Annotated in this window: 16 protein-coding genes and 2 pseudogenes; 2 read left to right on the top strand and 16 right to left on the bottom strand. The window is 60.3% G+C overall.

Going from position 1 to position 22322, the window contains the following annotated elements; translation table 11 throughout:
- Nucleotides 1–22: 22 nt before the first annotated feature.
- The 9 genes and pseudogenes from EN859_RS08200 to EN859_RS08160 form a co-directional block, all read right to left on the bottom strand.
- Nucleotides 23–1270: an SfnB family sulfur acquisition oxidoreductase gene (locus EN859_RS08200; protein WP_095517101.1), complete on the bottom strand. Its 1248-nt coding sequence runs from the start codon at nucleotides 1268–1270 to the stop codon at nucleotides 23–25.
- Nucleotides 1267–2058, bottom strand: coding sequence for an ABC transporter ATP-binding protein (locus EN859_RS08195; RefSeq protein WP_091600476.1), 792 nt, complete (start codon nucleotides 2056–2058; stop codon nucleotides 1267–1269). Before EN859_RS08195 ends, EN859_RS08200 begins: the two co-directional genes overlap by 4 nt.
- 66 nt (nucleotides 2059–2124) lie before the next feature.
- Nucleotides 2125–3456 (bottom strand): ABC transporter substrate-binding protein, encoded by a 1332-nt coding sequence (locus EN859_RS08190; protein WP_126089951.1) that lies wholly within the window; start codon nucleotides 3454–3456, stop codon nucleotides 2125–2127.
- A 53-nt stretch (nucleotides 3457–3509) separates the two neighbouring features.
- Nucleotides 3510–4558, bottom strand: a pseudogene (locus tag EN859_RS08185) (branched-chain amino acid ABC transporter permease).
- Nucleotides 4559–4561: 3 nt separating this feature from the next.
- Nucleotides 4562–5456, bottom strand: a pseudogene (locus tag EN859_RS08180) (branched-chain amino acid ABC transporter permease).
- Nucleotides 5456–6358, bottom strand: coding sequence for an ABC transporter ATP-binding protein (locus EN859_RS08175; protein WP_091600479.1), 903 nt, complete (start codon nucleotides 6356–6358; stop codon nucleotides 5456–5458). Before EN859_RS08175 ends, EN859_RS08180 begins: the two are co-directional and overlap by 1 nt.
- A gap of 56 nt (nucleotides 6359–6414) precedes the next feature.
- The gene (sfnG, locus tag EN859_RS08170; RefSeq protein WP_091600500.1) at nucleotides 6415–7515 is read right to left on the bottom strand and encodes a dimethylsulfone monooxygenase SfnG; all 1101 of its coding nucleotides are present in this window, start codon (nucleotides 7513–7515) and stop codon (nucleotides 6415–6417) included.
- 25 nt (nucleotides 7516–7540) lie between these two features.
- Complete coding sequence (gene msuE, locus EN859_RS08165) at nucleotides 7541–8110, bottom strand: FMN reductase (protein WP_236473434.1); 570 nt, start codon at nucleotides 8108–8110, stop codon at nucleotides 7541–7543.
- A gap of 565 nt (nucleotides 8111–8675) precedes the next feature.
- A complete protein-coding gene (locus tag EN859_RS08160) occupies nucleotides 8676–9128 on the bottom strand; it encodes an amidohydrolase family protein (RefSeq protein WP_236473437.1) in 453 nt (150 codons plus the stop codon).
- A gap of 647 nt (nucleotides 9129–9775) precedes the next feature.
- On the opposite strand from EN859_RS08160, the gene EN859_RS08155 reads away from it, so the two are divergent.
- On the top strand, nucleotides 9776–11923 hold the full coding sequence (locus EN859_RS08155) for a S46 family peptidase (RefSeq protein ID WP_091600481.1): 2148 nt from the start codon (nucleotides 9776–9778) through the stop codon (nucleotides 11921–11923).
- Between the two features lie 1032 nt (nucleotides 11924–12955).
- On the opposite strand, the gene EN859_RS08150 is transcribed toward EN859_RS08155, so the two are convergent.
- The 3 genes from EN859_RS08150 to EN859_RS08140 form a co-directional block, all read right to left on the bottom strand.
- Complete coding sequence (locus EN859_RS08150) at nucleotides 12956–13354, bottom strand: hypothetical protein (protein ID WP_091600482.1); 399 nt, start codon at nucleotides 13352–13354, stop codon at nucleotides 12956–12958.
- Between the two features lie 565 nt (nucleotides 13355–13919).
- Complete coding sequence (locus tag EN859_RS08145; RefSeq protein ID WP_091600483.1) at nucleotides 13920–14411, bottom strand: hypothetical protein; 492 nt, start codon at nucleotides 14409–14411, stop codon at nucleotides 13920–13922.
- Nucleotides 14384–14773, bottom strand: coding sequence for a hypothetical protein (locus tag EN859_RS08140; RefSeq protein ID WP_091600484.1), 390 nt, complete (start codon nucleotides 14771–14773; stop codon nucleotides 14384–14386). Before EN859_RS08140 ends, EN859_RS08145 begins: the two co-directional genes overlap by 28 nt.
- 125 nt (nucleotides 14774–14898) lie before the next feature.
- Here EN859_RS08140 and EN859_RS08135 point away from each other — a divergent pair, with 125 nt between their 5' ends.
- Entirely contained in the window at nucleotides 14899–15174 is a 276-nt protein-coding gene (locus tag EN859_RS08135) for a hypothetical protein (RefSeq protein WP_091600485.1), read from the top strand.
- Nucleotides 15175–15452: 278 nt separating this feature from the next.
- On the opposite strand, the gene EN859_RS08130 is transcribed toward EN859_RS08135, so the two are convergent.
- The 4 genes from EN859_RS08130 to EN859_RS08115 all read right to left on the bottom strand — a co-directional run bounded on the left by EN859_RS08130 (nucleotide 15453) and on the right by EN859_RS08115 (nucleotide 21837).
- The gene (locus EN859_RS08130) at nucleotides 15453–16640 is read right to left on the bottom strand and encodes a DUF2235 domain-containing protein (protein ID WP_091600486.1); all 1188 of its coding nucleotides are present in this window, start codon (nucleotides 16638–16640) and stop codon (nucleotides 15453–15455) included.
- Between the two features lie 676 nt (nucleotides 16641–17316).
- On the bottom strand, nucleotides 17317–18345 hold the full coding sequence (locus EN859_RS08125; protein ID WP_091600488.1) for a patatin-like phospholipase family protein: 1029 nt from the start codon (nucleotides 18343–18345) through the stop codon (nucleotides 17317–17319).
- Between the two features lie 46 nt (nucleotides 18346–18391).
- Nucleotides 18392–19903 (bottom strand): hypothetical protein, encoded by a 1512-nt coding sequence (locus EN859_RS08120; RefSeq protein ID WP_126089952.1) that lies wholly within the window; start codon nucleotides 19901–19903, stop codon nucleotides 18392–18394.
- Between the two features lie 32 nt (nucleotides 19904–19935).
- Complete coding sequence (locus EN859_RS08115; RefSeq protein WP_091600490.1) at nucleotides 19936–21837, bottom strand: hypothetical protein; 1902 nt, start codon at nucleotides 21835–21837, stop codon at nucleotides 19936–19938.
- Between the last annotated feature and the right edge of the window lie 485 nt (nucleotides 21838–22322).

Below are 22322 nucleotides of genomic sequence, written 5' to 3'. Positions count from 1 at the left end.
CTGTGATTTGGAGGCGCTTCGCTCAGCTCCAGGCATGGAGCGGCGGATTTACGTCGTTGAGGTAGTAGTTGCCGAGGATCGCGTATTTCCAGCGCACCGGATCGTGCAGCGTGTGGGTGCGGGCGTTGCGCCAGTGCCGGTCGAGATTGTGCTCGGCCAGCGTCGAGCGTGTGCCGGCGAGCTCGAACAGCTTGTTCGTGGCAATGATGGCGATCTCTGTCGTGAGGATCTTGGATTCGGCAACCGCGATCTGCGCTTCCGCGACGGTCTTCTCGTTCGGGTCGGCCACGGCGCGATCTACCGCAAGCCCGGCCCTTTCCAGAACCGCCTCTGCCGCGTTGGCCCGCAGGCGAAGGTCGCCAATCGCCTGGATCGTATAAGGATCCTGCCAGGCATGATCGACGCCGCTGTCGATCCAGGCGCGCGACTTGGTGCGCACGAAGCCGACAGTCTCGTCGATCGCCGCCTTGGCGATGCCGAGATCGACCGCGGCCTGGATGATCTGGAAGATGGCGCCGTCGGCCGTCGGCCTGTCATAGCCCTTGTAGCCGGGGACAAGATGCGTTTTGGGCACCTTGACATTGTCGAGCAGGACCGTGCCGGACAAAGTCGTCTTCTGTCCGAAGCTCGACCAGTCGTCGATCACCGTCAGTCCGGGCGCGCCGCGATCGGCGATGGCATACCAGGCGCGCCCCTCGTCATCGAGCGCCACGATCGGAACCAGATGGGCAAGCAGAGCACCGCTCGAATAGAATTTCTGGCCGTTGACCACGACATGGTCGCCGGCGTCGACGAACTTTGTCTCGAAGTCGGCCGCGCGCTTGGAGCCGAACTCGGAGAACGCGTTGCCGAAGCGCGTGCCGGACAGCACCTCAGCGAAAAGCAGCTTCTTCTGCGCCTCGTCGGAGACGGTGCGGATAGCGGCGACGACGCCAAGATGGTTCTGCGGAATCTGGCCGAGCGACGGATCGGCCGCCGAGATGATGGTGATCACCTTCGACAGGGTCACATAGGAGAGCTCCGGCCCGCCATAGGCTTTCGGCACGTTGATCGACCACAGGCCGCTCTGCGAAAACGCATCGAGCTCTTCCTTCGGCCAGATGCGTTCACGATCCCGCTTGGAGGCATCCCTGGCGAATTCGGCGGCGAGTTTTTCGGCGACAGCGATTGCCTCGGCATCGGCCTTGATCACATGCGCCTTGGCAGAGGGTCGTTCGACCGGCGGGACGGCACTGCGGCTATCCGACGCCTGCCTGGATTGGATGGTCATGCTGCTGTCTCCTTGGGAAAATGTTGCGGTGGAAGCGGCGCGCCGCCGAGGTAGTAGGTTTTGATATCGGTGCGCTGGCGCAAGTCGGCAGCCGATCCTTCCAGCACGCTGACGCCGTTCTCGAGCACGGTGGCGCGGTCGGCGTATTTCAGCGCGACCGCCGAATTCTGTTCGGCAACGAGGATCGAAAGGCCTTCGTCGCGGTTGAGCCGTTTCAGGGCGCTGAAGATCTCGTCGACGATCAGCGGTGCCAGCCCCATCGACGGCTCGTCCAGAACAAAGAGTTTCGGCCGCGACATCAGACCCCGGCCGATAGCCGTCATCTGCTGCTCGCCCCCGGAAGTGAGGCCGGACCGGGTTCGCCGCTTCTCGGCGAGCCTTGGGAAAAGTGAATAGACACGATCCAGGTCCGCCTTGACGCCCGTGCGAGAGGACGAGCGTCCGAGCGCGCCGGTGAAGAGGTTCTCTTCGACCGTCAGCGAGCGGAAGCAATGCCGGCCCTCGAGGACTTGGACAAGGCCGCTGCGGACTAGGTGCGAGGGGCTTGCCCTTGAAACATCCTCGCCACCGAAGGTGATCCGACCGGCGGTAATGGCGCCGCGCTCGGCCGGGAGGAGATTGGATACGGCGCGCAGCAGTGTCGTCTTGCCGGCACCGTTGGAGCCGAGCAGCGCGACGATCTCGCCCCTGCCAACCAACAAGTCGACGCCGTGTAGGGCGGCGATGGCGCCGTTGTAGACAGCCTCCACGCTGCTAACTGACAGTATCGGGTATTCCGGGATGGACATCGATGACTCCGCTCGGGAAGGTGGATGGCGCGGCCGGCCAGATTTGTCGGCCGCACCATACCAAATTCAGTTGCTGACCACCGCGTCGGCGTCCTCGGCCGTGCGGATCTTGATGCCCTTTTCCTTGGCATACGCCTCGGACGACTTCTCGATGATCGGACGCAGCAGCTTCCAGTCGGGAGCGATCCAGTCGGAGACGACATTCCACTTCTTGCCGTCCCATTGCTGGAAGGTCACGTAGCCGTCACCCTCGTGATTGTCCCAGGAGACGTTGATCGAGTGGAACAGGTCCTTGGCGCCGAGTGCCTCGACGCGCGCCGGATCGAGCTTGAGATGCTTGAAGCCCCAACGCACTTCGTCGCCGGTCAGCGTGCGGTTGCCGAACTTGGCCTGTGCTATGCGGACCGCCTCGACATTGAGGATGCCATTGACGATGCCGAGATTGTGGTAGACCGAGCCGATGCGGCTTTTGTCCTCGAGATTGCCTTTGCCGTCGCCGTAGACCGTTTTGACGATCTCCTGGACCACCGGATACCGCTCACCCGAGGCCTGGGTGGTGATGGCCGTATAGCCCTTGGCGGCATCGCCGGCGGGGATGACATCCTCTTCGGAATTCGACCAGACATTGCCTATGATGTGATCGGCCGGGAAGCCTGTCTTCTGCGCGGTCTTCAAGGCGACGGGGTTCATCACGCCCCAGCCGCGCAGCACGACATAGTCAGGATGCTCGCGCCGGATGGTCAGCCACTGCGCCTGCTGCTCGTTGCCGGGATGCGGCACCTCGATCTGCGACAGCTCGAAGCCGTATTTCTGCGACAGCAGCTCATAGATCGGGATCGTCTCCTTCCCATAGGGCGAGCCGTGATAGAGCACGACGATGTTCTTGCCCTTGAGCTTGTCGAGGCCTCCTTCCTTGGACGCGATGTAGTTCACGATGCCGGAGGTCTCGCTGTAAGGATTGAGCAGCAGCGGGAAGACGTAAGGGAACACCCGCCCGTCGGTCGTGTCTGTGCGGCCGTGGTTGATGGTGATCAGCGGCACCTTGTCGTCGGTGATGCGATCGATCATGGCATAGGCGATGCCGACCGAGAGTGGATTCCAGGCAGCGATGCCGGGATTGCTCTTCAACCGTTCATACACCTCGACGCCCTTCTCGACCTCATATTGCGTCTCGCCTTCGCTCCAGGCCAGCTTGGCGCCATTGACGCCGCCGTCGCGGATGTTGATCAGGTTGAGATAGTCGATGAAGCCACCGAAAAAGCCGGTTCCGCCGGCCGCATACGGACCGACACGGTAGCTCTGCAGGGGAAAGTATTGTTCTTCGGCGTGAACCGCCGTCGCGCCGAGCACGAAGGCCGTGGCGATCGCCGCTTTTCTTAGGTGACTGAAGAAGGTCATTGCTTACGTCTCCTGATGGGTTGGTCCGAGCGGAGGAGGAAGTTGAGCGGCAATCAGCTGGACCTTGAGCCGATCCGTCGTTTGAGGCGGTCGAAGAGGGCCGACAGCCCGCTCGGTTCCGCGATGAGGAAGATGATGATAATGGCGCCGAGCACGATGCGCTGGCTCATGTCGAGAACGCCCGAATCGAACAGGCCGCCGAACAGGAATGCGCCGAGCCGGGACAGAAAGAGCGGGAGGACAACGATGAACGCCGCACCCAAAACGCGCCACGGATCGAGGCCAGCCCGCCGATGATGATGATGAACAGGATCTGGAATGAGCGGTCGAGATTGAAGCCTGCCGGCTCGACGGTGCGCAGATAGGTGAAGGCCCACAGCACGCCGGCGATACCGATGATGAACGACGAGATGGCGAACGCCAGAAGCTTGGTTCGCAGCACCGGCACACCGATGACGCGTGCGGCGGTTTCGTTGTCCCGCACGGCGATGAAGTTGCGACCGGTCGCGCTGTTGACCAAGCGCCAGACGAGGGCCGTCAGCACCATGACCGTGGTGACCGAAAGCAAATAGCGGCCGGTCGCGCTGTCGAGCGAAAGACCGGCGACGGCCAGGTGCGGCGCCGAGATCACCCCGGACGGGTTGTCGTTGGAGAACCAGCCGAACTTGGTCAGCGCCCATTGCACGAAGAACTGGGCGGCGAGCGTCGAGACGGCGAGGTAGAAGCCGCGCAGCCTGAGACTGGGCAGGCCGAACACGACGCCGAAGCCGGCGGCGGAAATTCCGGCCAGGATCATGGTCACCGCCAGCGGCAGGCCTTCGACCCTGAGGTTGAAATTGTAGGCGCCGAACGCGCCCACCGCCATGAAGGCGGAAGAGCCAAGCGAGAGCTGGCCGCAATAGCCGGTCAGCAAATTGAGGCCGACCGCCGCCAGGCTGAGCGCCAGGAATGGCAGCAGGATCGCCTCGACCAGATAGCCCGAAGCATAGGCAGGGACCACGCCGTAGGCGACGACGAACAGGGCGGTCGCCAACGCCAGCTTCTGAACGAGTTTCGCCCAGTCGACTGGAAGCCTTGCGGCGTCGAGAGCTTGCACGGCCATGGTTCAGACCCTTTCGACGGTTTTCTGGCCAAACAGGCCGGAGGGGCGCACCAAAAGCACAACCAGCGCCAGCGCATAGGCGAACCAGCCCTCGATGCCGCCGCCGACGAACGGGCCGAGATAGACCTCGGCCAGCTTCTCGCTGGCGCCGATGATGAGGCCGCCAACGATGGCGCCGAGGATGGAATCGAAGCCGCCAAGCACCAGCACCGGCAGCGCCTTCAGCACGATCAGCGACAGCGAGAACTGGACGCCGAGACGCGCGCCCCACAACAGTCCGGCGACCAGCGCGACGAAGCCGGCCGCCGTCCACACGGTGCCCCAGATGCGAGGCAGCCGCAGCCCGACGGCGAGGGCCGCGAACTGATCGTCGGCGACGGCGCGAAACGCAAGGCCGATCCGCGTCCAATAGAAGAAGGCGCTGAGGCCTGCGACCATGGCGGCGGCGATCGCCGCCGCCAGCAGGTCGAAGGATGAGATCAGTATGCCGCCGACCTCGAAGGGTGTCGTCGATGCCGAGGTCGAGCCCGTGCACCTGCGTGCCCCAGATAAGCTGGGCGGCACCTTCGATGGTGTAGGAGAGCCCCAGCGTCGCCATGAACAGCGTCATCGGCGAGCGGTTGACCAGTGGCCTGAGCACGGTCCGCTCGATGGTGAAGCCGAGCGCGACCATGACCGCGAAGGTGATGAGCAGCGAAAGCGCGAAGGGGATGCCGCGTTCGACGAGGCTGACAAAGGTGAGCGCTGCGAACAGCACCATCGACCCCTGCGCGAAGTTCAGCACGCCCGACGTCTTGTAGATCAGCACGAAACCTATGGCGACAAGCGAATACATGACGCCAGAGAGCAGGCCGCCGACCAGCACTTCGATGACGAAGAGGAAATCATAGTAGCTCATCAGATGTCCTCGCCATTCTCGCCCTCGGCGGTGCCGATATAGGCCCGGATCACTGCCGGATCGGCCCTGACCTCGGCCGGCGTCCCGTCTGCGATCTTGCGGCCGTAGTCGAGCACGGCGACGCGGTCGGAGAGGCCCATGACGACGCCGATGTCGTGCTCGATCAGGATGATGGTGACGCCGTGCCGGTCGCGCGCGGCGCGCACGAAGCCGGCCATCTCGGCCTTCTCGGTCGCCGTCATGCCGGCCATCGGCTCGTCGAGCAGCAGCAGCTTCGGCTCGGCGACCAGCGCGCGCGCCAGCTCGACCCGCTTCTGCAGGCCGTAAGGCAAGGTGGCGACGAGGCGGTCGGCGACGCTTTCGAGATGCAGGAAGGCGACTATCTGATCGGTCTTTTCGGCGATTCCCGCATCTTCGCTCCGGGCGCGTGGCAGACCTGCAATATGTTCGACGAAACTGGCGCGCCTGGTGTGGACGCGGCCGCACGCGATGTTGTTGCGCACGGACAGACCGCCGAATAGCGCCAGGTTCTGGAAGGTTCGCGCAACGCCGAGCCGTGCTAGACGGCTCGCCGGCACCCGGGAGAAGGACTGCCCGCCGATCGCAATCCTGCCGCGGTCGGCGTGATAGAGGCCGCTGATGATGTTGATCAGTGAGGACTTGCCGGCGCCGTTGGGGCCGATCACCGCGCGGATCTCGCCGACTTCCACTTCGAGATCAACATCGCTCAGCGCCTTGACCCCGCCAAAGGAAATGCCGATCCCGCTCAGCGCGAGAACCACATCCGGCCGTGACGACAGGCGTGCCAGACGCCTGTCGCCGACGGGGTTAGCCACCGCGAGGATGGCGGAAATTTCGGACGCGCGCTCGTATGCGGCCGCTCCCAGCGAAGCACCAATCATGAAACATTCCTGCTTTTGAAGGCGTGTCGGCTGCGGCCCCGTGGGCCGCGCCCGTCCTATTCCGCGGCGACAAGCTCCCTGTCGCGAGCTGCTTCCAGTTCGCGCACCAGAGGAATGACGCGCTTGCCGAAGAACTCGACCTCTTCCTGGAAATGCAGGAAGCCGAGCAGGATCAGGTCGGCACCGGCGTCCTTCAGTTTCAGGATGCGTTCGGCGATCTGTTCCGGCGTGCCGATGAGATTGCTGCGGAAGCCGTCATTGTACTGAACGAGATCCTCGAGGGACGACTTCGCCCAATTGCCTTCGCCTTCCGGCGAGGCCTTGCCGGCATTCTTGACCTGATCGGCAAAGCCCTGCACCGCCTCCGGATTCGCCTTGGCGATGATCTCGTCGAGCACGGCGCGCGCTTCCTGCTCGCTCTCGCGGGCGATGGCGAAAGCGTTGACGCCGATCCTAACCTTGTGGCCGTTGGCTTTCGCCTTGGTGCGGATGTCGTCGACCTGCTTCCGGATCTCCTCCGGGGTATTGCCGTTGGTGAAATACCAATCGGAGACACGAGACGCCATGTCGCGAGCGGCTCGCGACGAGCCGCCCTGGAATATCTCGGGCAAGGGCTCGATCGGCTTCGGCTTCATGGAATAGTTGGTGAAGCGGTAGAAATCGCCCTTCAGCGTGAAGCTGTCTTCCGTCCAGATGCCGCGCAACGCTCGGATAAATTCCTCCGACCGGCGATAGCGCTCGTCATGATCGAGCCAGAGTTCGCCAATCGCGGCGAACTCGCCTCGGAACCAGCCGCTGACGACATTGACGGAGACGCGGCCATTGGTCAGGTGGTTGATGGTAGCGATCTGCTTGGCCGCCAGCGCAGGGTTCCACGGACCGGGCAGGATCGCTGCGATGACCTTCAGCGTTGTGGTCGCGGCAAGCAAGGCATGGCTGAACGAGACTGATTCGTGCTGGTTGTCGGCCCCATAGCCGGCTGTGAAACGGATCTGGCTCAGCGCATAGTCGAACCCGTTGGCCTCGGCAATCTGGGCGAGCTTGCGGTTGTAGTCGATATCCCAACCCGTCCGCTGCTCGATGTTGGAGATGACCAGGCCGCCGGAGACGTTCGGGACCCAGTAGGCGAATTTGATGGCGTCGGAATGCGAACTCATGTCGTCGTTTCCCCTGTTGATTGGCTCAGCCGACGCGGGTGGCGACGGCGGCATTTGCGTGACTTGAGTTGAGCAAGGAGACCGCGTCGGTAGCGGCCCTTGCAATACGCTCGATGATGGCTGCGCCGACGATTTCGCCATCGACGAAATCGTCGGGCGTGCCGTAGACGCCCGTAGGGACGGTGACAGAGCCAAAAAAGCCGAACAATGGCCGGAGCTGATGTTCGAGCACCAGGCCATGGTATGGGCTCCCGCCGGTCGCCGCGAGAAGCACGGTCTTGCCCGTCAACGCGCGATAGTCGACCAGGTCGAACAGGTGCTTGAGAGCGCCAGTGTAGGAAGCCCTATAGACAGGCGTTCCGACCACGAGCAAATCGGCCTTCTCGACACGCTGGATAATCGCTTCTCCAGATGCGCCAAGTGCGCCGCGGGATAGTCCGGCGAAAAGCGACGGTGCTGCCTCCGTGATCTCAATCAGACCGGTGTCGGCAAGCAGGCGCAACGCGACCGCCTTGACCAGCGCATTGACGACCGCCGTGGTGCGGGACGGGTTGCTTACACCGCCGGATATTCCAAGAACCGATAATCGTGCCAAGTCATCTATCTCCCACACATGCGCCATAGGCCACCACCGAAACCAAACGATATTCTACGAAATCTGTAGACATAAGGTACTTTGTTCTGATGTTTTCACGTCAATGGGAAAAACGGCGCTGCTAGGAGCGGCACGCCCACCGCATTCGATCTCAAATGGGATTAACTTGGCAGGGGCCGTAGGCGTCACCCGCGAGTTCGACTTTGGTGAAAACAGGCTCCGCCGGCGCGATATGAGGAATGTCGTCCAGCCGTTTGTGACAGCGCTCTCCACCGATGCCACGCAATCAAATGAGCGCGTGTATTATGACGGCTAGGCGTGCGAGAAACGTCCTCAGGCATTGCCCTACGAAGGAGCCGATATTAGCGCCGAGATTTCAAGGCTGGTCAGGGACGATTGAGAGTTTTGAGCACCGGCAGCACGAAGGCGGCAATCGCAGCGTCATGCCTTCGGAACCATCGGTAGCTGCTCAATACGTTCTGTTGTGCTCCTGCCTGTATATGTGTTGCGTAATTCCCCTGAATGGCAACGGATTACCTGCGTCTGGTTATTCATTCTTCACCACTCACCCGCCCTTGATGATCTTTCGAAGCCGGGCGGGATCGGACAAAATCGCGAGGTCCTTCAACGGATTGCCGTAGACGGCGATGAGATCTGCGTGAGCGCCAGGCGCGATGGTGCCGATGAGGCCTTCCATGTTGAGCACGCGGGCAGCATCCACCGTCGCGGATCGGATCACGTCCCGAGGCTTGAGAACGCGGCCGCGCAGAAGAAATTCCTCTGATTGGTGCCTATGCATCTGGCCAAGCAGATCGGAGCCGTAGCCCATGGTCACGCCAGCGCTTTGAAGCGTTTCGAGCGCCGACAAGCCGGCATCGAGAACGAAGCTCACCTTTTCAAGGGATTCGGCGGACATGCCGTATCTGGCTCCGTCCCGAGCGACGACAGCAAAGGTGATGTTCGTCGGGACGACGAACGCGCCTGCCTCGCGAACCCGGTTGGCGGTTGTCGCTTTGATGAGGTTTCCATGCTCGATTCGGATGGTCGACGTTTCATCCCAGATTTACTTTCGCGCCTCACGCCGGCACTCGCGCACATAGTCCGCCGGGTTATGTCGCCAAGCGCCGAGCGGATTTGCGGCAAGGGGAAGTCCGGGCACTCCTCGCACCCTCGTCCTCGCGCAACACCGCACGTAACAGAAACGATAGCACGCATTCTCACAATTAACGACGGCTGTTCGGCAGTGGGCTTCGTCGCGAGCGAGGACGAGAGTGTCGGGTCTACAACCAAATGTCGGAGGTCGGACCCAAATGTCGGAGGTCGGACACGCAAGGCCCTTACCACGTAGGTGATTGAAAGCTTTATTGACGAGGCGCTCCAATGGCCGGCCCGCAATGCGGGAGATATTGTTAGAGGCGTCTCGAATGACTTCTCCGCGGGACCCGAAGGGCGTCTCAGGCATCCTTTGGCACGATTAGTGCAACGGATGATCCGCAAACGTTGCCGATACAATGTGAGGGGAGCGTCACCCAGATTTTTGTGTTGACCGTCCACTCACTCTTCACCCAGTGGCTGCCGCGCAGGCGCTTGCGGACGCCGGTCAGCCCGATAGCTCATCGATCCAGATCAGCGGAGAACAATACACAGAATGGGAACGAGATCAGCATGAACTCGAATTTTAGTCGTTTGGCCCAAGCCACCGCTATGAACTTGCTCTGGACGTCGGCGAACGAAGGCATGTGGATGCCGGCCCAGATTACGGAACTTGGCGCGGCCATGCGCGCGAATGGACTCCAGCTTGATCCCGCGCAGCTCAGCCGTCTAGACACTGCCCCGCTCAACGCGATCGTATCACTGGGCGGATGTTCAGCTTCCTTCGTCAGTCCGCAAGGACTGGTTGCGACCAACCGTCACTGCGTGCTGGAATCGATCCAGTACAACAGCAAGGAGAGTCAAGACTATCTCACCAAGGGATTTCTAGCGAAAAGCCTTGGTGAAGAATTACCCGCGGTGCCCGGCAGCCGCATCTATGTGATCGAGGATATCCGTGATGTGACCGCCGACATGCTCAAGGGCGTATCGGACAAGCTGAACGGCTTTGCCCGCTATGAGCGGCTCGACAGGAACCGGAAGGCGCTGATCGCCGCATGTGAAGAACAGCCCAATCGCCGCTGCGACGTGGAGTCCTATTATGGCGGCGCCTCCTACTATCTCCAGCAGAAGCTCGAAATTCAGGACGTGCGCCTAGTCTATGCGCCCGCGCTCGGCATCGGTAACTTCGGCGGCGAAACGGACAATTGGACGTGGCCGCGCCACACAGGCGACTTCGGTTTTTACCGCGCTTATGTCGCTCCTGATGGTTCCTCCCGGCCTTATGCGCGCGACAACGTGCCCTACCGGCCGAAGAGCTGGCTGCGCATTGCCTCTAAAGGCGTGCAAGACGGCGATTTCGTCATGGTCGTCGGCTTTCCCGGAGAAACCAATCGGTTCCGCACGGCGGATGAAGTACGGTTCAATTTCGCGCGGTACGAACCGCTGTTGCAGCATTTGCTGTCGGATTATGCGGCCCAGATAAACCAAACCACGGCAGGCAATCGAGAAGCGCAGATCCGCTACGCCTCCATCCTGCAAGGCGTGGAAAACTACAAGAAGAAGTTGGCGGGCGATCTCGCCGGGGCCAATGCGATCGGGCTCGACGTGCGCAAGGCTATCGAGGAGAAAGCTTATCTCGACTGGGTCGCCGACGATCCCGCGCGGCAGGCGCGCTATGGCGCAGCGATCGGCGAACTGGGCGCCATGGTGGACGAGAATAGCCAGGCCTCGCTCGAGGGGCTGCGCCAGGCGCTGCTGAACCGCGCGCAAATGCTCTCATCCGCGCGCACTCTGTATCGCTGGGCCAAGGAGCACGAGAAGCTCGATGAAGACCGCGAACGCGGCTTTCAGGATCGTGACCGTAACCAGACCGTGGATCAACTGACGCAGATCGAACGCGGTTACCTGCCCGACATCGATCGCAAGCTATTTGAGGCCGCGCTCGATGAATATCGCCGGCTAGACGCAAAGGACCGCGATACTGCGTTCGAAACGGCTCTGGACCAAATCGGCCTTGACCGACTTTATGCAGAAACCAAACTCGCCGACACGGCCACGCGGCTCGGCTGGCTCGACAAGCGGGCTGCTGCCTTCGAGGCGTCGGACGATCCTTTCATCAAGCTGGCGGTCGCGCTCTATCCCGGCGACATAGCTGCGGAGCGCGCGGCGAAGGACCGCGCTGGCCGAGCGCAGGCGGCGCGCGCGACTTATATGCAGGGCCTGCGCGCCTACTGGCAGGCGATTGGCCGGCCGGTGTATCCCGACGCGAATGGATCGCTGCGCATCACCTGGGGCAAGGTGTCGGGGCGAACACGCGACGGGCAGATCTGGACGCCATTCACCACGGCTGAGGGACTTCTGGCCAAGCACACTGGCAAGGGCGAGTTTGATGCGCCCGCCGCCGCCGTCGCTGCGATCCGGGCCAAGAATTATGGCCCCTATGTCGCGCCGGAGCTGGGCACTTTGCCGGTCGACTTCATGTCCACGGTCGACATTACCAATGGCAATAGCGGCTCGGCCACGCTGAATGGGCGCGGCGAGTTCGTCGGTCTCGCCTTTGATGGCACGCTCGATGGAGTGATCTCCGATTGGGCATATGCCGCAGACCGCAGTCGAAGCATCCATGTCGACAGTCGCTTCATGCTTTGGACCATGGACAAGATTGACGGCGCTGCCTGGTTGCTCAAGGAGATGGGAGTGCTGCCGGCGTCGCGTTCATGAGCGGGGTAGTCTGGCGGTAGGCGGCCTGTCGGCGTCATACCTCCACAAATCCCCCTTGGAATTTTAGACAAATCCCGTGTGGAAGCGCCGCCTCAGCCGGTCTTGCAGCGCCTGCCGGTCGGCGACGAGGTCGTCGCAGCGACCCGGCGCCGCTGCCCGGCCATCAATTGTCCAATCGGCGCCCACGTGCCAACACAAACACGCCGCAGTCATAAGCATTCGGCTGTCGGGTCATGGGGGCTGCCTCGAAGGTGCCGTTCAGCACCCTTGCGAGCTGGTTTGCAGGCTCGTCGTTGTGGCCCTGTCCGGGAGGAGTCGTGGTGATAGGCGACCCGCTCCGGGTTGCGGCCATCAACGAGCAGCAGCGAGCAATGGGTGCTGTCGCTGGTACGATTGCCATTGCTCACTGGCACGAATAGGAAGTCGGCTGGGCCGACAGCTCGATTATAGATGACCTGCAATGTCTCTTGCGCGTTCTGCGACCCTGCGTAACGCATTTGATCCACCTCGCGACCCAAGTTCCATGTTCCAGTCTGCCAATTATGCGACTTTAGAAGTACAAACCATGAACGCTGTGGCCGCGTGGTTATTGAGTTCCAATCGCTATTTAGTCTGCTTGCATGTTCCGAAATGACCGCGTTGGGCCCGCAAGCTGACAGGCGGCTTTGCGGACCACTGGGTAGAAAGGAGTCATCCGCCACGACGTTGCGCACAGCCCGGAGGTGCAACTCCAACGCATGATGCGTATCTTATAGCGAGTTTAGGTCTATATGGAACTCAAACGCACCTCCGGTCTGCAGATCACCACGTCGTATTCAGCGCGTGCGCATTTTCGAGAAGTCGGCACCGACGACTAGCAGGTTCTCATGTTCCATCTTGGCCCCTCCGGCATCATCCTTATTGATACTGCTTGGCACCATGACTTCGAACCTGACCGACGTCACAAGGTCATCGCTCACACTCGACACCCACGCTCAACCGGAATCGTCAATATGCAGCAACATTTCTGCATCGACATCAGCTGATACGTCATCAGCAATAGTCATCGATCGAGTCGCCAAGGTCCTCTCCAGCTAGTTCGCAGAAGTGCTTCAGAGCGCCCTTGAGACTGAAGAAGGTGAATTCGCTTCGGTGATGGAAAAGGCCATCATGGATTGAAATGTGGGCCACTGCCCAATTCTTTATGGCGTCGCCGGCAAAATGAGTGAGTACGATCAGGTCATCGTCCTTGAGATTCCGGTCGACGACGAGGCTCGTGGAGAGCTGGTTGCGCGCGAAGATACTTCCGAAAGAGAGGCGCGATTCATAAAGAAGAAGGGCGTCGTCGGTGAATTCGTCCGGGCACGCCGGAAATTCGGTTGGAACCTTCCAGCGGACCTGGACCGCAAGAGGGGTCAGAGATGGGTAGAGTGTTTCTGCCTGGTTAAGCATTCTTCAATCCTCGCGGCGTGAGTGCCTCAATGATCAGCCTTGCCGAGAAACGACACTTGGTAAAGACTTGCGACCGCAAAGATCGGGTGGCCGTGTCACTAAATGCATATAGCCCTAGCGACTGCTATACCTGATTGAGTGTTGCGCGCCCGCCACGCTCGGACTGAGCGATTTGACGGCGATGCTTGCACCGTCAACAACGTGATTCGAGACAGCATGAGACATGGCTGCATGAGTGGCCCAAGGGTCACCGCCTAACCCGTAACATCCTGAAATCCGTTGCGGCCTGCTTGGTGGCGAAGCCGTACGTCCACCACCCTTGCCATCGACGTCCAGACGGATCCCCTGGATCGGCAGCTTTCAGGAAATGGCTTGGGCAATTCGAGCGGCTGGAATGAGGCGCAAAGCCGCCGTTCACCTCTCCTTCGAGTCAGCGCTCCGACCGGCCAAAATCGTCGAGGCCTCCAACAAGGTGAAATGGGTATTTCACACTGACGCGCAACCCGGGGTGATGAAGGTATGCCAAAACCCACCGAGCCTGATTGGCGATCCAGCGTTAGCCGTCTCAACCTGAAATCGCGGCAACGTTTGCCGACGACTGATCCAATGCCAACCGCTCCATTTCCGGGCGACTGTGTTCACGGGCGGCAAGAATCTGGGCTCTTGTCTGCTTGAGTTGCTCAAGACCGAGAACCAAGGCGCCCTGCAGCCGCTTGCGGTCGCCGAGAATATCCTGGTCAATCTGCGCGATATCGCGTGGATCGATCGCGCGTGAGGGATCGAAGACAAAGCGGGCTTCGACGGACCTTCGCCAATTTAACAACTTCTGCGCCGTTTTGGGTTCGAATCCGGACACGCTGTAGAGCTTGTTCCTCTCGACATCGAGCGCTGTTTCGACGCCATACGACTCCAGGACCTGTTTCTTTCCCGGTCCGATGCTCTCGATCTTTGCCGATGAGATTTCAAAGTTGTCCAGGAACCGGTGCAGTTGCGCCTGACGGCGGTTGCGCTCGAGCTCCGAGATCCTGGCTACCGTTTGGAAGGTAAGATGTCCCATTCGCGCCTGAGCCCGGCGAGCACCGTTTTTTGCCTGTCGAAGGCATCCGGCCCGGCTCTCTGCATCCACGTGGTTTGCGCGTTTTTCCACTGGGTGGCGGCCTCGCCGGCGATGCGCCGGTATTCCGCAGCCTCACTGTCCCTGTTCAAGAAACCTCTCAACCCCAGAAAAACCCCCAAGGCAATGCCCAGCACCCAGATCTGCGCCATCATCAAGCCAGCGACGCCGACTACTGCGGCCGCTACTCCTGCCCGGAAGTTGGTGCGGCGCGCGTGCCCCTTGAGCTTCAAGGCGTTGGGATCTGGTGTCACATTCTTCTCGGGGACGGTCGGCACCGGCCCGGGATGCGGGATGGCGTCCACCTGCGCTGGAATCCGGCGATATCGAAAAGCGTCGCCCCGCTGGCGGGAACAACGGTTGAGAACAGCGGGACGCCAGTGGCGCCTTCCATTTTGCACCAAGGGCACGGCGATGAGCCAAGTGACCAGTGGCTGGAATTGGCGGAGCACTGCTTGAGGTTCGCTTCAAGTTCGGCCAAGGCAGCCACCCAGTCCCGGGCCACGGGCCTGCCAGCCGACGTTCCTTTTTGCGAGAAGGCATCCTCAAACATTTTTGCAAGTCGTGGGCCGACGGTGGAACGCGCCCCGAAACCCGAAGCTTCTTGCAGGCCGAGAAGGAACTGGACGGCAAGGGCTGGCTTCCCGCAGCGTTGCGGGCGACGGTCAAAGTAGAAAGCGAAAGTATGGCAATCGCCGCCGACTAAGCACGGTTCGCATTCAAGGTCAGGGCAGCGATGCCCCGACCTTGAATGCGTCCGGAATGTCTTTCGAGCCGGTATCGAACCCGCCAAGGCCAGGCGAGCGTGCCCCTGGCCCGCCCCTCGCGCTCCCCCTCCCGTCTGAGGCAGAGCGCAAAGCATCTACTATCTAGGTGGACGACGTTTACTCCATTTCCGCCCACGGCGCATCTTTCGCGCTCTGCATGTCAGCCGGAACGGCCAGATCCTGGAAGCAGACGGCGGCACTGCACGCCACTCAGCGGTCAGTGGATCTCGCCAACCGCCTTTCCAGGCTGTTCGGCATCGACCCAACCCATCACCGCGTCAAGATCGACGCCCTTGCGAGTCGACCACTCAACCAAATTGGCGGGCCGGTAGCTTGACGAATGGCGATACCGCTCGAAGACCGAGCCATCAATCGTCTCATTGACATTGATGTACGTCGCATCCGGGTCCCGGCCGGGAGGGGATGCAATGGGCCGAAGATGCCTCTTGCTGAGGATGGCGTAGGAGCCGCGCATGAACTCCCGGTAAGAGTCTGAAATCGGAGCGTCGAGGGCCCCGTCGTCCACCTCGATGTCGCTCCTGAACGCGAGACCGTGGGACCGGGCCTTTTCGATGATCCAGCTGAGAGGAGCCTGTGCAAGCAGATCATTCGGGTATCCGCCGCCCACATTACCGTGGGCGCCAGCAAACCAACGCTGCTCGACACTGCTGTAGGGACGCGGCGGTGCGATCACCGCCTGGGGATCGGTAGGGATTCTCTTCGTCCATAACGTCGGCATGAAGCTGTTGCGATGCTCATCGAGGGCAAGGGCGTGAAACGCATTCTCGATTGGCACCCTCAAGCCCGTGTCCAGAAATCGGAAACTGGTCCGACTGATGCCTTCCCAGCTGAACGCGGGAATGCCGAGCGCGCCGACAGTGTCCCAGACGGCCACCAGCTTGATCGGCACGCGGCGGGAGTATTTCAGCATCCAGCGTTCTTCCAGGGCAGAGGCCTTCAGCGGGCCTGCGACCAAGTCGTCATGAAGCTTCCACACGGTCAGCGCGTCGCGTCGGCGGTACCGGGCGAACAACTGGTTGACGCTTAACGGGGCACCCGGCCTCAACAGGCCACACTTGGTGATAAAGCCTGTCAGAGAACGCGCAGTGAAGGCGCCACGGCTGAAGCCGAACACGAAGATGTCGTCACCATCGTTGTAGTTTTCGACCAGCCACTCATAGGCATCAAGGATATTCCTGAGCAGCCCCTTCCCAAAGGCTCCGCCAATGACTCCGTTCACCCCGATATCATAGTAGGCGAGCTGGGCTGGGTTTCCGGTGTCTTTCGTTGAACACAGGGCGCGCAAGCGCCAGACATTGGTGTTGTCCGACACGGAATTCCAGGTTCCATCAAGGAAAACCGCCAGCCGCTTCTTACCCGGTCCCGCTGCCGATAATGATTCCATTTCGCTTCCTTGAAAAGGAAGACAGACCACGACATATGGCGGCTGTCCAGCGGTCCTAAGTCAGCGCCCTCCGGAGATTCTGTCCGGTTGCTAAGAAGGTGGGGTAACGCGGCCACAGATGGTGACAAAGGCTGAACTGCCCCAAGCGGCACGAGGCGCGAACAAGATCGAGTAGTCGCGGCTGCTGGTCGTGGGCCGGCCGATGGTGATCATGGACACGCCGACGTAGCTCCCGGTCTTGAAGCGGCCGATGAATTCGACAGGCATCGCCTATGTAGCGGAAGCACCCGTCGCGCCGGTCGAGCTTGAACCTCAGTGTCGGGTTCGGTTGCGTTGGTTCTTCCTGGGCCCTTGCCGGAGCAGATATGAGAATGGCGGCGCCGACAGCCCAGAGCAGCGGCCATTTGGAGGCACTATGGCGCATCACTTGGTCTCGGGGTCGGGCTCACCAAAGGTCTTCACGAAGATGGCCTTGCCAGTGCCTGAAATTTGCTTCTGGATGTCCCAGTCGAGCTTGCTGTCCCTGATGTAGAGACTGAGGGTACAAATCTCGCCGCGGCAGGCACTTGGCGTTGAGGACTGCTTGTCCTGGATAGAATATGAGGCGATATATCCAACGATAACGTCCTTGCAGTCCGTGTCGGGTAAGCGGCAAGGCGGCGCGTTTGACACTTTGCTACTTAAGGAGTTCCGGTGCATAGGATTTGACGCGTGCCATCGTGAGGGCCCGACCATGTCGCACCAAAACCTCATGCTCTTCGGCCTCCAATCTCTTTAAATCTGTTGCCACCAGCGAGGCGAAAGCGGCGTCGCCAGGCCGTTCCTCGCCTACCCGGCTGTCGATTGAAAACCAGATGGGTTTCGGGCCCTTTTTCGCGTCGTACGACAATTGCAGACGAGCAAATTGAAGACCTCTTACCTGCTCCATCATGATGTTGATCGCCTCCTTGAGCACGATTGTCCCGGACTCCGTCGGATGAGGGGACACGGCGAACGGCTTGCCGCCATCACTTACAAAACACACATCGACGGGATTGCGCCGCGCTCGCATCAACGGGTTCACGCCCAGATTATCGTAAATGCCTCCATCGCTCAGCGTCGCGTATTCGCTCAGGGAATTGGGATAGATGTCGGCATTGAGCCGTAGCGGGGGAAACACGGGCGGGAAAGCCGAGGATGCTGCCACGGCCAAGCTGATTGGATAGTTACTCGCATTCGCGGTGCCGCTCTCGTGCTCCCCCATCGTTTCTCCAGCGTCTTCTCCGGGCGCCAATGCCTTGCCTGCAACAAAGAAAAACATGTTGCCGGTGGCCAGGTTGGTGGCGTTGAGATAGATTCGTGGACCATCTCTGAGAGCGGATAGCCGTGCACCCGCGAACAGATCCCGATCGTAGCTTGCGCCAAGCTTCTCCAGGCGTGTTTCGAAGGGGTCCAGGATACCTCCGATGATCGAAGAGACGGCGATCGACTTTGTCAGCAGATAGTCCGAAAGGCCCTTCAGCACATCCTGTTTGCCCCAATTCAGCGCCAAGTAGGCGCCTGCCACGCTCCCGCCGCTCACGCAGCTGATGAGATCAAGCTTGTCGAGTAAGTCGAGTTCCTGGAGAGCCGTAAACGTCCCTACATGGAACGCGGCAGCACGAAACCCGCCCCCCGAGAGCGCAATTCCAAGTTTCTTGGTTTCGCCGTTGATTAGAACGACCATCGTATACCCCCCATTGAGAATTCCCCGCCGACCCGAGCAGCTGGCATCATGAAAGGTCGAACGTCATCTCAACAAAAAGATCGCTGTGTTCGATCTTGACCGGCCGCTTTGCTGACGTCGGGTTGTTTCGGAAAGCTCGTTTTTCGACGGTTGGATTACCGTCGCCCTGAACGATGCGTCCCTTGGTCTTTTCCTGCAACGCCTTGTAAAGCTCCTCGAACGGCATCCTCCACCCGCTTCCAGGTTCCGCTCGACCCTTACCTTGAATGGCCGCGACCGCCTCTACGACCGGTATCGCGGCTACTAGTCGTGGGTCGACCATGCGCTCCAGACCGAGCGCTTTGACCGTGGCATTATGACTCCCATGGTGTCCGACCTTGTAAAAGGTTGTCCGGCGCAACAGGTCCTCTGCGGTGACAGGTTTGCCCGAGGACATAGTCTTCGCGGCGGGAGGATAGGTCTGGTCATTCCAAGACAGCCAATTCCCCACCTGGGCGTCTCCGGGAAACAGCAATACCTGGCCATCGGGGAGTTCAAACGCCAGTGCCAGGCTGGTGTTGTTTGTATCCGAATCCATCTTCAGGGCCAAAGCTTCGATGGAGCCTGTCCAGTCGCTGTCAATCCTACGCCACTTTTCGGCCGGAGCGTCATACAGTTTGCGGACCCCCGACTTGGTCGCCTTCTTGCGACGGGTTTTCTCTTTCAGGGGTCTTTGGTAAACGGCCGAGAAAGGCAGGACTGTGTCGGTTCGATTGGCAAGAAGCGAGAGCTGGGCATTTACTGTGCTTTCCGCCGCCGCGGCGGCGTCCAGACGCGTCAGATATACCTCCTTCGCCTGTCCCTTGGATGGGGTGTCTTTTCGCAGCAAAACTTCATCTCGAGGCGGGCCAAGAACAAAGGCCTTGATATTGAACTCGTCGAGGTCAATGACCTGTCCAGGCTCAAGATAAGATGTTGAATCGGCACCAGCTTTATCCTTCAGCATTTGCATGATTTCGGCCGTCCCGAAGACGCCCGATGCACCTAGCCCGTTTATGGCGACTGGCCCGGCGAAAGCGGCAAGCGCCGCTGCCGTTCGCAAGCCGGGATGCGCATCGCCTTGCGCCAGCGTGGCCGCCGCCGCCAAAGCCTGCTTTCCCTTCGAAAATCGTGCCCTTAGGACCTGAGCCTGCGGATCTTTCAGGTTTTCGGTCCAAGCCATCCAAAGCCGGCCGATGGAAACCGCACCGTCAAGGAATGCGCCTTTTTCGAACGCAAACCCGGACAGATGGTCGTAGTGCTCGTGGGTTATGACCAGCAGGTCGATCCGGTTGCCGACGGTCTTCAGGACGTCTTTCGCGATCGCTGAAATGCGGGCCGGGCCTGCCTCAACTTCGGACAGGCGCTTTTTACCGATCCGGTTCACGACCTTCGGGTCAAGTTTGGCGATCAGATCGGCTCCAGCGGCAACGTTCTGGAGGACCCCACAATCTATAAGTATGGATCGCTCCAACTCCGCGCCGCCGTCGTCCAACGTGGTGCGAATGAGGAAGCAATCGCCCAAGATGCCGCGATACATCCTGATCCTCAAGAGCTTCAATATCCCCACACCTAACCTCCCCGGTGCACCAGAGCGAACGGTTCGTCCAACGCAGTGCCGGTCGATCCCCCTTGCAGTCCATAACCGAACGCAGTCGAGCCGAAGCGGTAACCCGCAAGGAAATCGCGTTGTTGCTCCAGCCGGGCATCGTCACTAATTCGCTTTCGGACTGCGTAACGCAGGTGACCCTCCCGAAGGTCGAAGATGAGTGTGGCACCACCGCGGAACACAAAGTCCGCGCCCGACGGGTTATCGCCGTGCTTGTCTTGAAGCTCCTGTTCGTTCTGATCGTAGAAGCCGCGCCGCTGCTGTACAATTTCAATGATAAGTTGGCGGAGATCCTGGCCGTCGGGTCCTGTTCGCCGGGAGGTTCTTACAGAATGAATTTCCACGGGCGGAGCAAATCCCTTCGGGTCCCCTGGCCGGCTCAGTATCGTCTCGCGGTCGTCATACGAGATCAAACCTCGTCGGAAGACTACTCCGCACACCTCTTGCCATGGCTTATCCTCGGTGGTCCGAAAGCTCTCCGATCCCAGGATCCACCAATGCACGCTCTCCGCGTTCTCCTCAGCGGCCTTGATTGCCGTCGTCCGATCGAATTTTGGCTCCAAATCCAGGTCCAAATCGTCATAATCGGCCGCCAGATGATGGACCGGCGCCTCCCACAACAAACTGTCGACAGCCAAAGAGAGACAGCCCTCCGGGATGATACCGCGCCGCCGAAACCCTTCTATGATGGCGAGCCGATAATTAAGCACGTCATCGGGCACCAGGTCATAGTCCGCCGTTATGATTGCCCGGAGAAAATCGCCAAAGCGGACGTCTACTGGCGGCAGGTAGTCGAGGGCGCGGATGCACATTCGCATCACGTGTTCCGCCGCCTTGCTCGCCTCCCGGGTTAATCGTTTGACCAGGTCTGGATGGAGGTTCTGGTCGGGACCAATGCCGGGTCTGATGCCGGCGATTCTGAGCAGATCAGCGGTGCGGTTCTCATAGATCGACAGAAAAGCATCGAAAACGGCCGCCACCAGGACCGCGCCGCGTTCGTGAGGCTCCGTCATGTCGTCGCGCAAGATCACGGGCGCAGCGCCACTGTGATCGTCAATCGCCTCGCGAAGGGCTCCGTCCCGGCCGGTAGCCTCGCCGAACTGCCGGGCGAGGCCGCTGAGGAGGGAGCGGTTGTCGAGGCTACCGCCGTCTTTCGCAATCTGGGCGCTGACTGCTTCCTCAAGCGAAAAATGTGAGAACAGAGCGACGATATCGGCAAAGGCTTCGTGGAACGCCAAGCTGTCTACGCTGGTCGGTTCAGCAAACCGCCGGTGAAGTCCATCCAGGATAGCATGCGTGACCTCGTGAACGATGATGTCATGCGAAAGCGCGGTAAACACCCATTTGGCGCCGGCGCTGTGCGCGGACGTCTGAAAATAGCCGAACAGGAGGGCCTTCTTTTCCCGGCTGTAATAAGCATTGGGCTCGCGAAGGGCATGGGGATAGATACGCAATTTATAGACCGGCTCGTATTTTCGCCCGTTGGGAACGCGACGCGGAGCCCAGAAGACTCTCCTGCCAAGCGCCCGTTCGAAAGTTCGAATAGTCTTCATTGCAACGGCGAACACCATCTGCTGGTGAAAGCGGGGATCGCCTTCCGAGGGGGCCAAGCCGTCCTGAGCCAGGAGGTAGGGGTGATTGAGGTCCACCGGCTCATAAAATTGGCCGCTGACCGGATCGATATCAATAACTTCAAGGTAGTCATTGATGGGGCCGGGCTGAATTTCTTCCTCCCAGCTCTGCTCCCAAGGTATTTTAATTGTTGCAACATTAACGCCTGCAGTCGCAGCCGACGTAGAAGCCTGCGGGTCGAAGGCATAGACCCGCAACCGGCGAACAGGCGGAGCCGTATATTGCCCCGACATGGCATTTCCCCCATCCCTAGTATTTCAAACACTACCGATTGAAATACTTACCGAGATTACACCCTCACTCTATTAGAAACATGCTCGAAACATCGGGTCAATGGCCGGCGCGCTTACAGGCATAAAAAACGGAAAATGTTCTTGCCGTATCGGAATAACCGGAGCACTCGATCACCAGACCCTGCCGGTTTACTTTCTGAAGAACGGTCGCTTTCGGGTCGTCATCACCGGGCTAGCGCGTCGCCGCCCGTCCGCACACTTCTTCTAAACCGTTCGCACTCCTGGGCTGACCTGTAGCATCCCATCTGAACGCTTGTTCAGGACGTTCAAGCCGCTTTATCAATCCCCGAAACCGCAGGCATCGTCTTCCCTAGCTGCTCCGTCGGCGGGTGACGCAGCAAGGCCGTTGATTGCTGGATCAAGGCAAGCCTGGCCACCGGGAGACGACGTAGGGGGGTCATGGCTGAGTTATCGAGTCCGTCGAC

It is taken from the genome of Mesorhizobium sp. M00.F.Ca.ET.216.01.1.1 (assembly GCF_004010325.2).
GTDB lineage: Bacteria > Pseudomonadota > Alphaproteobacteria > Rhizobiales > Rhizobiaceae > Mesorhizobium.
The sequence above is the reverse complement of the archived record's forward strand: the minus strand, read 5'-3'. Positions and strand labels throughout refer to the sequence as shown.

Coding starts and splice junctions, on each gene's coding strand:
- EN859_RS08200 (WP_095517101.1), bottom strand. CDS start 1,270: ATGACCATCCAATCCAGGCAGGCGTCGGATAGCCGCAGTGCCGTCCCG.
- EN859_RS08195 (WP_091600476.1), bottom strand. CDS start 2,058: ATGTCCATCCCGGAATACCCGATACTGTCAGTTAGCAGCGTGGAGGCT.
- EN859_RS08190 (WP_126089951.1), bottom strand. CDS start 3,456: ATGACCTTCTTCAGTCACCTAAGAAAAGCGGCGATCGCCACGGCCTTC.
- EN859_RS08175 (WP_091600479.1), bottom strand. CDS start 6,358: ATGATTGGTGCTTCGCTGGGAGCGGCCGCATACGAGCGCGCGTCCGAA.
- sfnG (WP_091600500.1), bottom strand. CDS start 7,515: ATGAGTTCGCATTCCGACGCCATCAAATTCGCCTACTGGGTCCCGAAC.
- EN859_RS08155 (WP_091600481.1), top strand. CDS start 9,776: ATGAACTCGAATTTTAGTCGTTTGGCCCAAGCCACCGCTATGAACTTG.
- EN859_RS08150 (WP_091600482.1), bottom strand. CDS start 13,354: ATGCTTAACCAGGCAGAAACACTCTACCCATCTCTGACCCCTCTTGCG.
- EN859_RS08145 (WP_091600483.1), bottom strand. CDS start 14,411: ATGGGACATCTTACCTTCCAAACGGTAGCCAGGATCTCGGAGCTCGAG.
- EN859_RS08130 (WP_091600486.1), bottom strand. CDS start 16,640: ATGGAATCATTATCGGCAGCGGGACCGGGTAAGAAGCGGCTGGCGGTT.
- EN859_RS08125 (WP_091600488.1), bottom strand. CDS start 18,345: ATGGTCGTTCTAATCAACGGCGAAACCAAGAAACTTGGAATTGCGCTC.
- EN859_RS08120 (WP_126089952.1), bottom strand. CDS start 19,903: ATGTATCGCGGCATCTTGGGCGATTGCTTCCTCATTCGCACCACGTTG.
- EN859_RS08115 (WP_091600490.1), bottom strand. CDS start 21,837: ATGTCGGGGCAATATACGGCTCCGCCTGTTCGCCGGTTGCGGGTCTAT.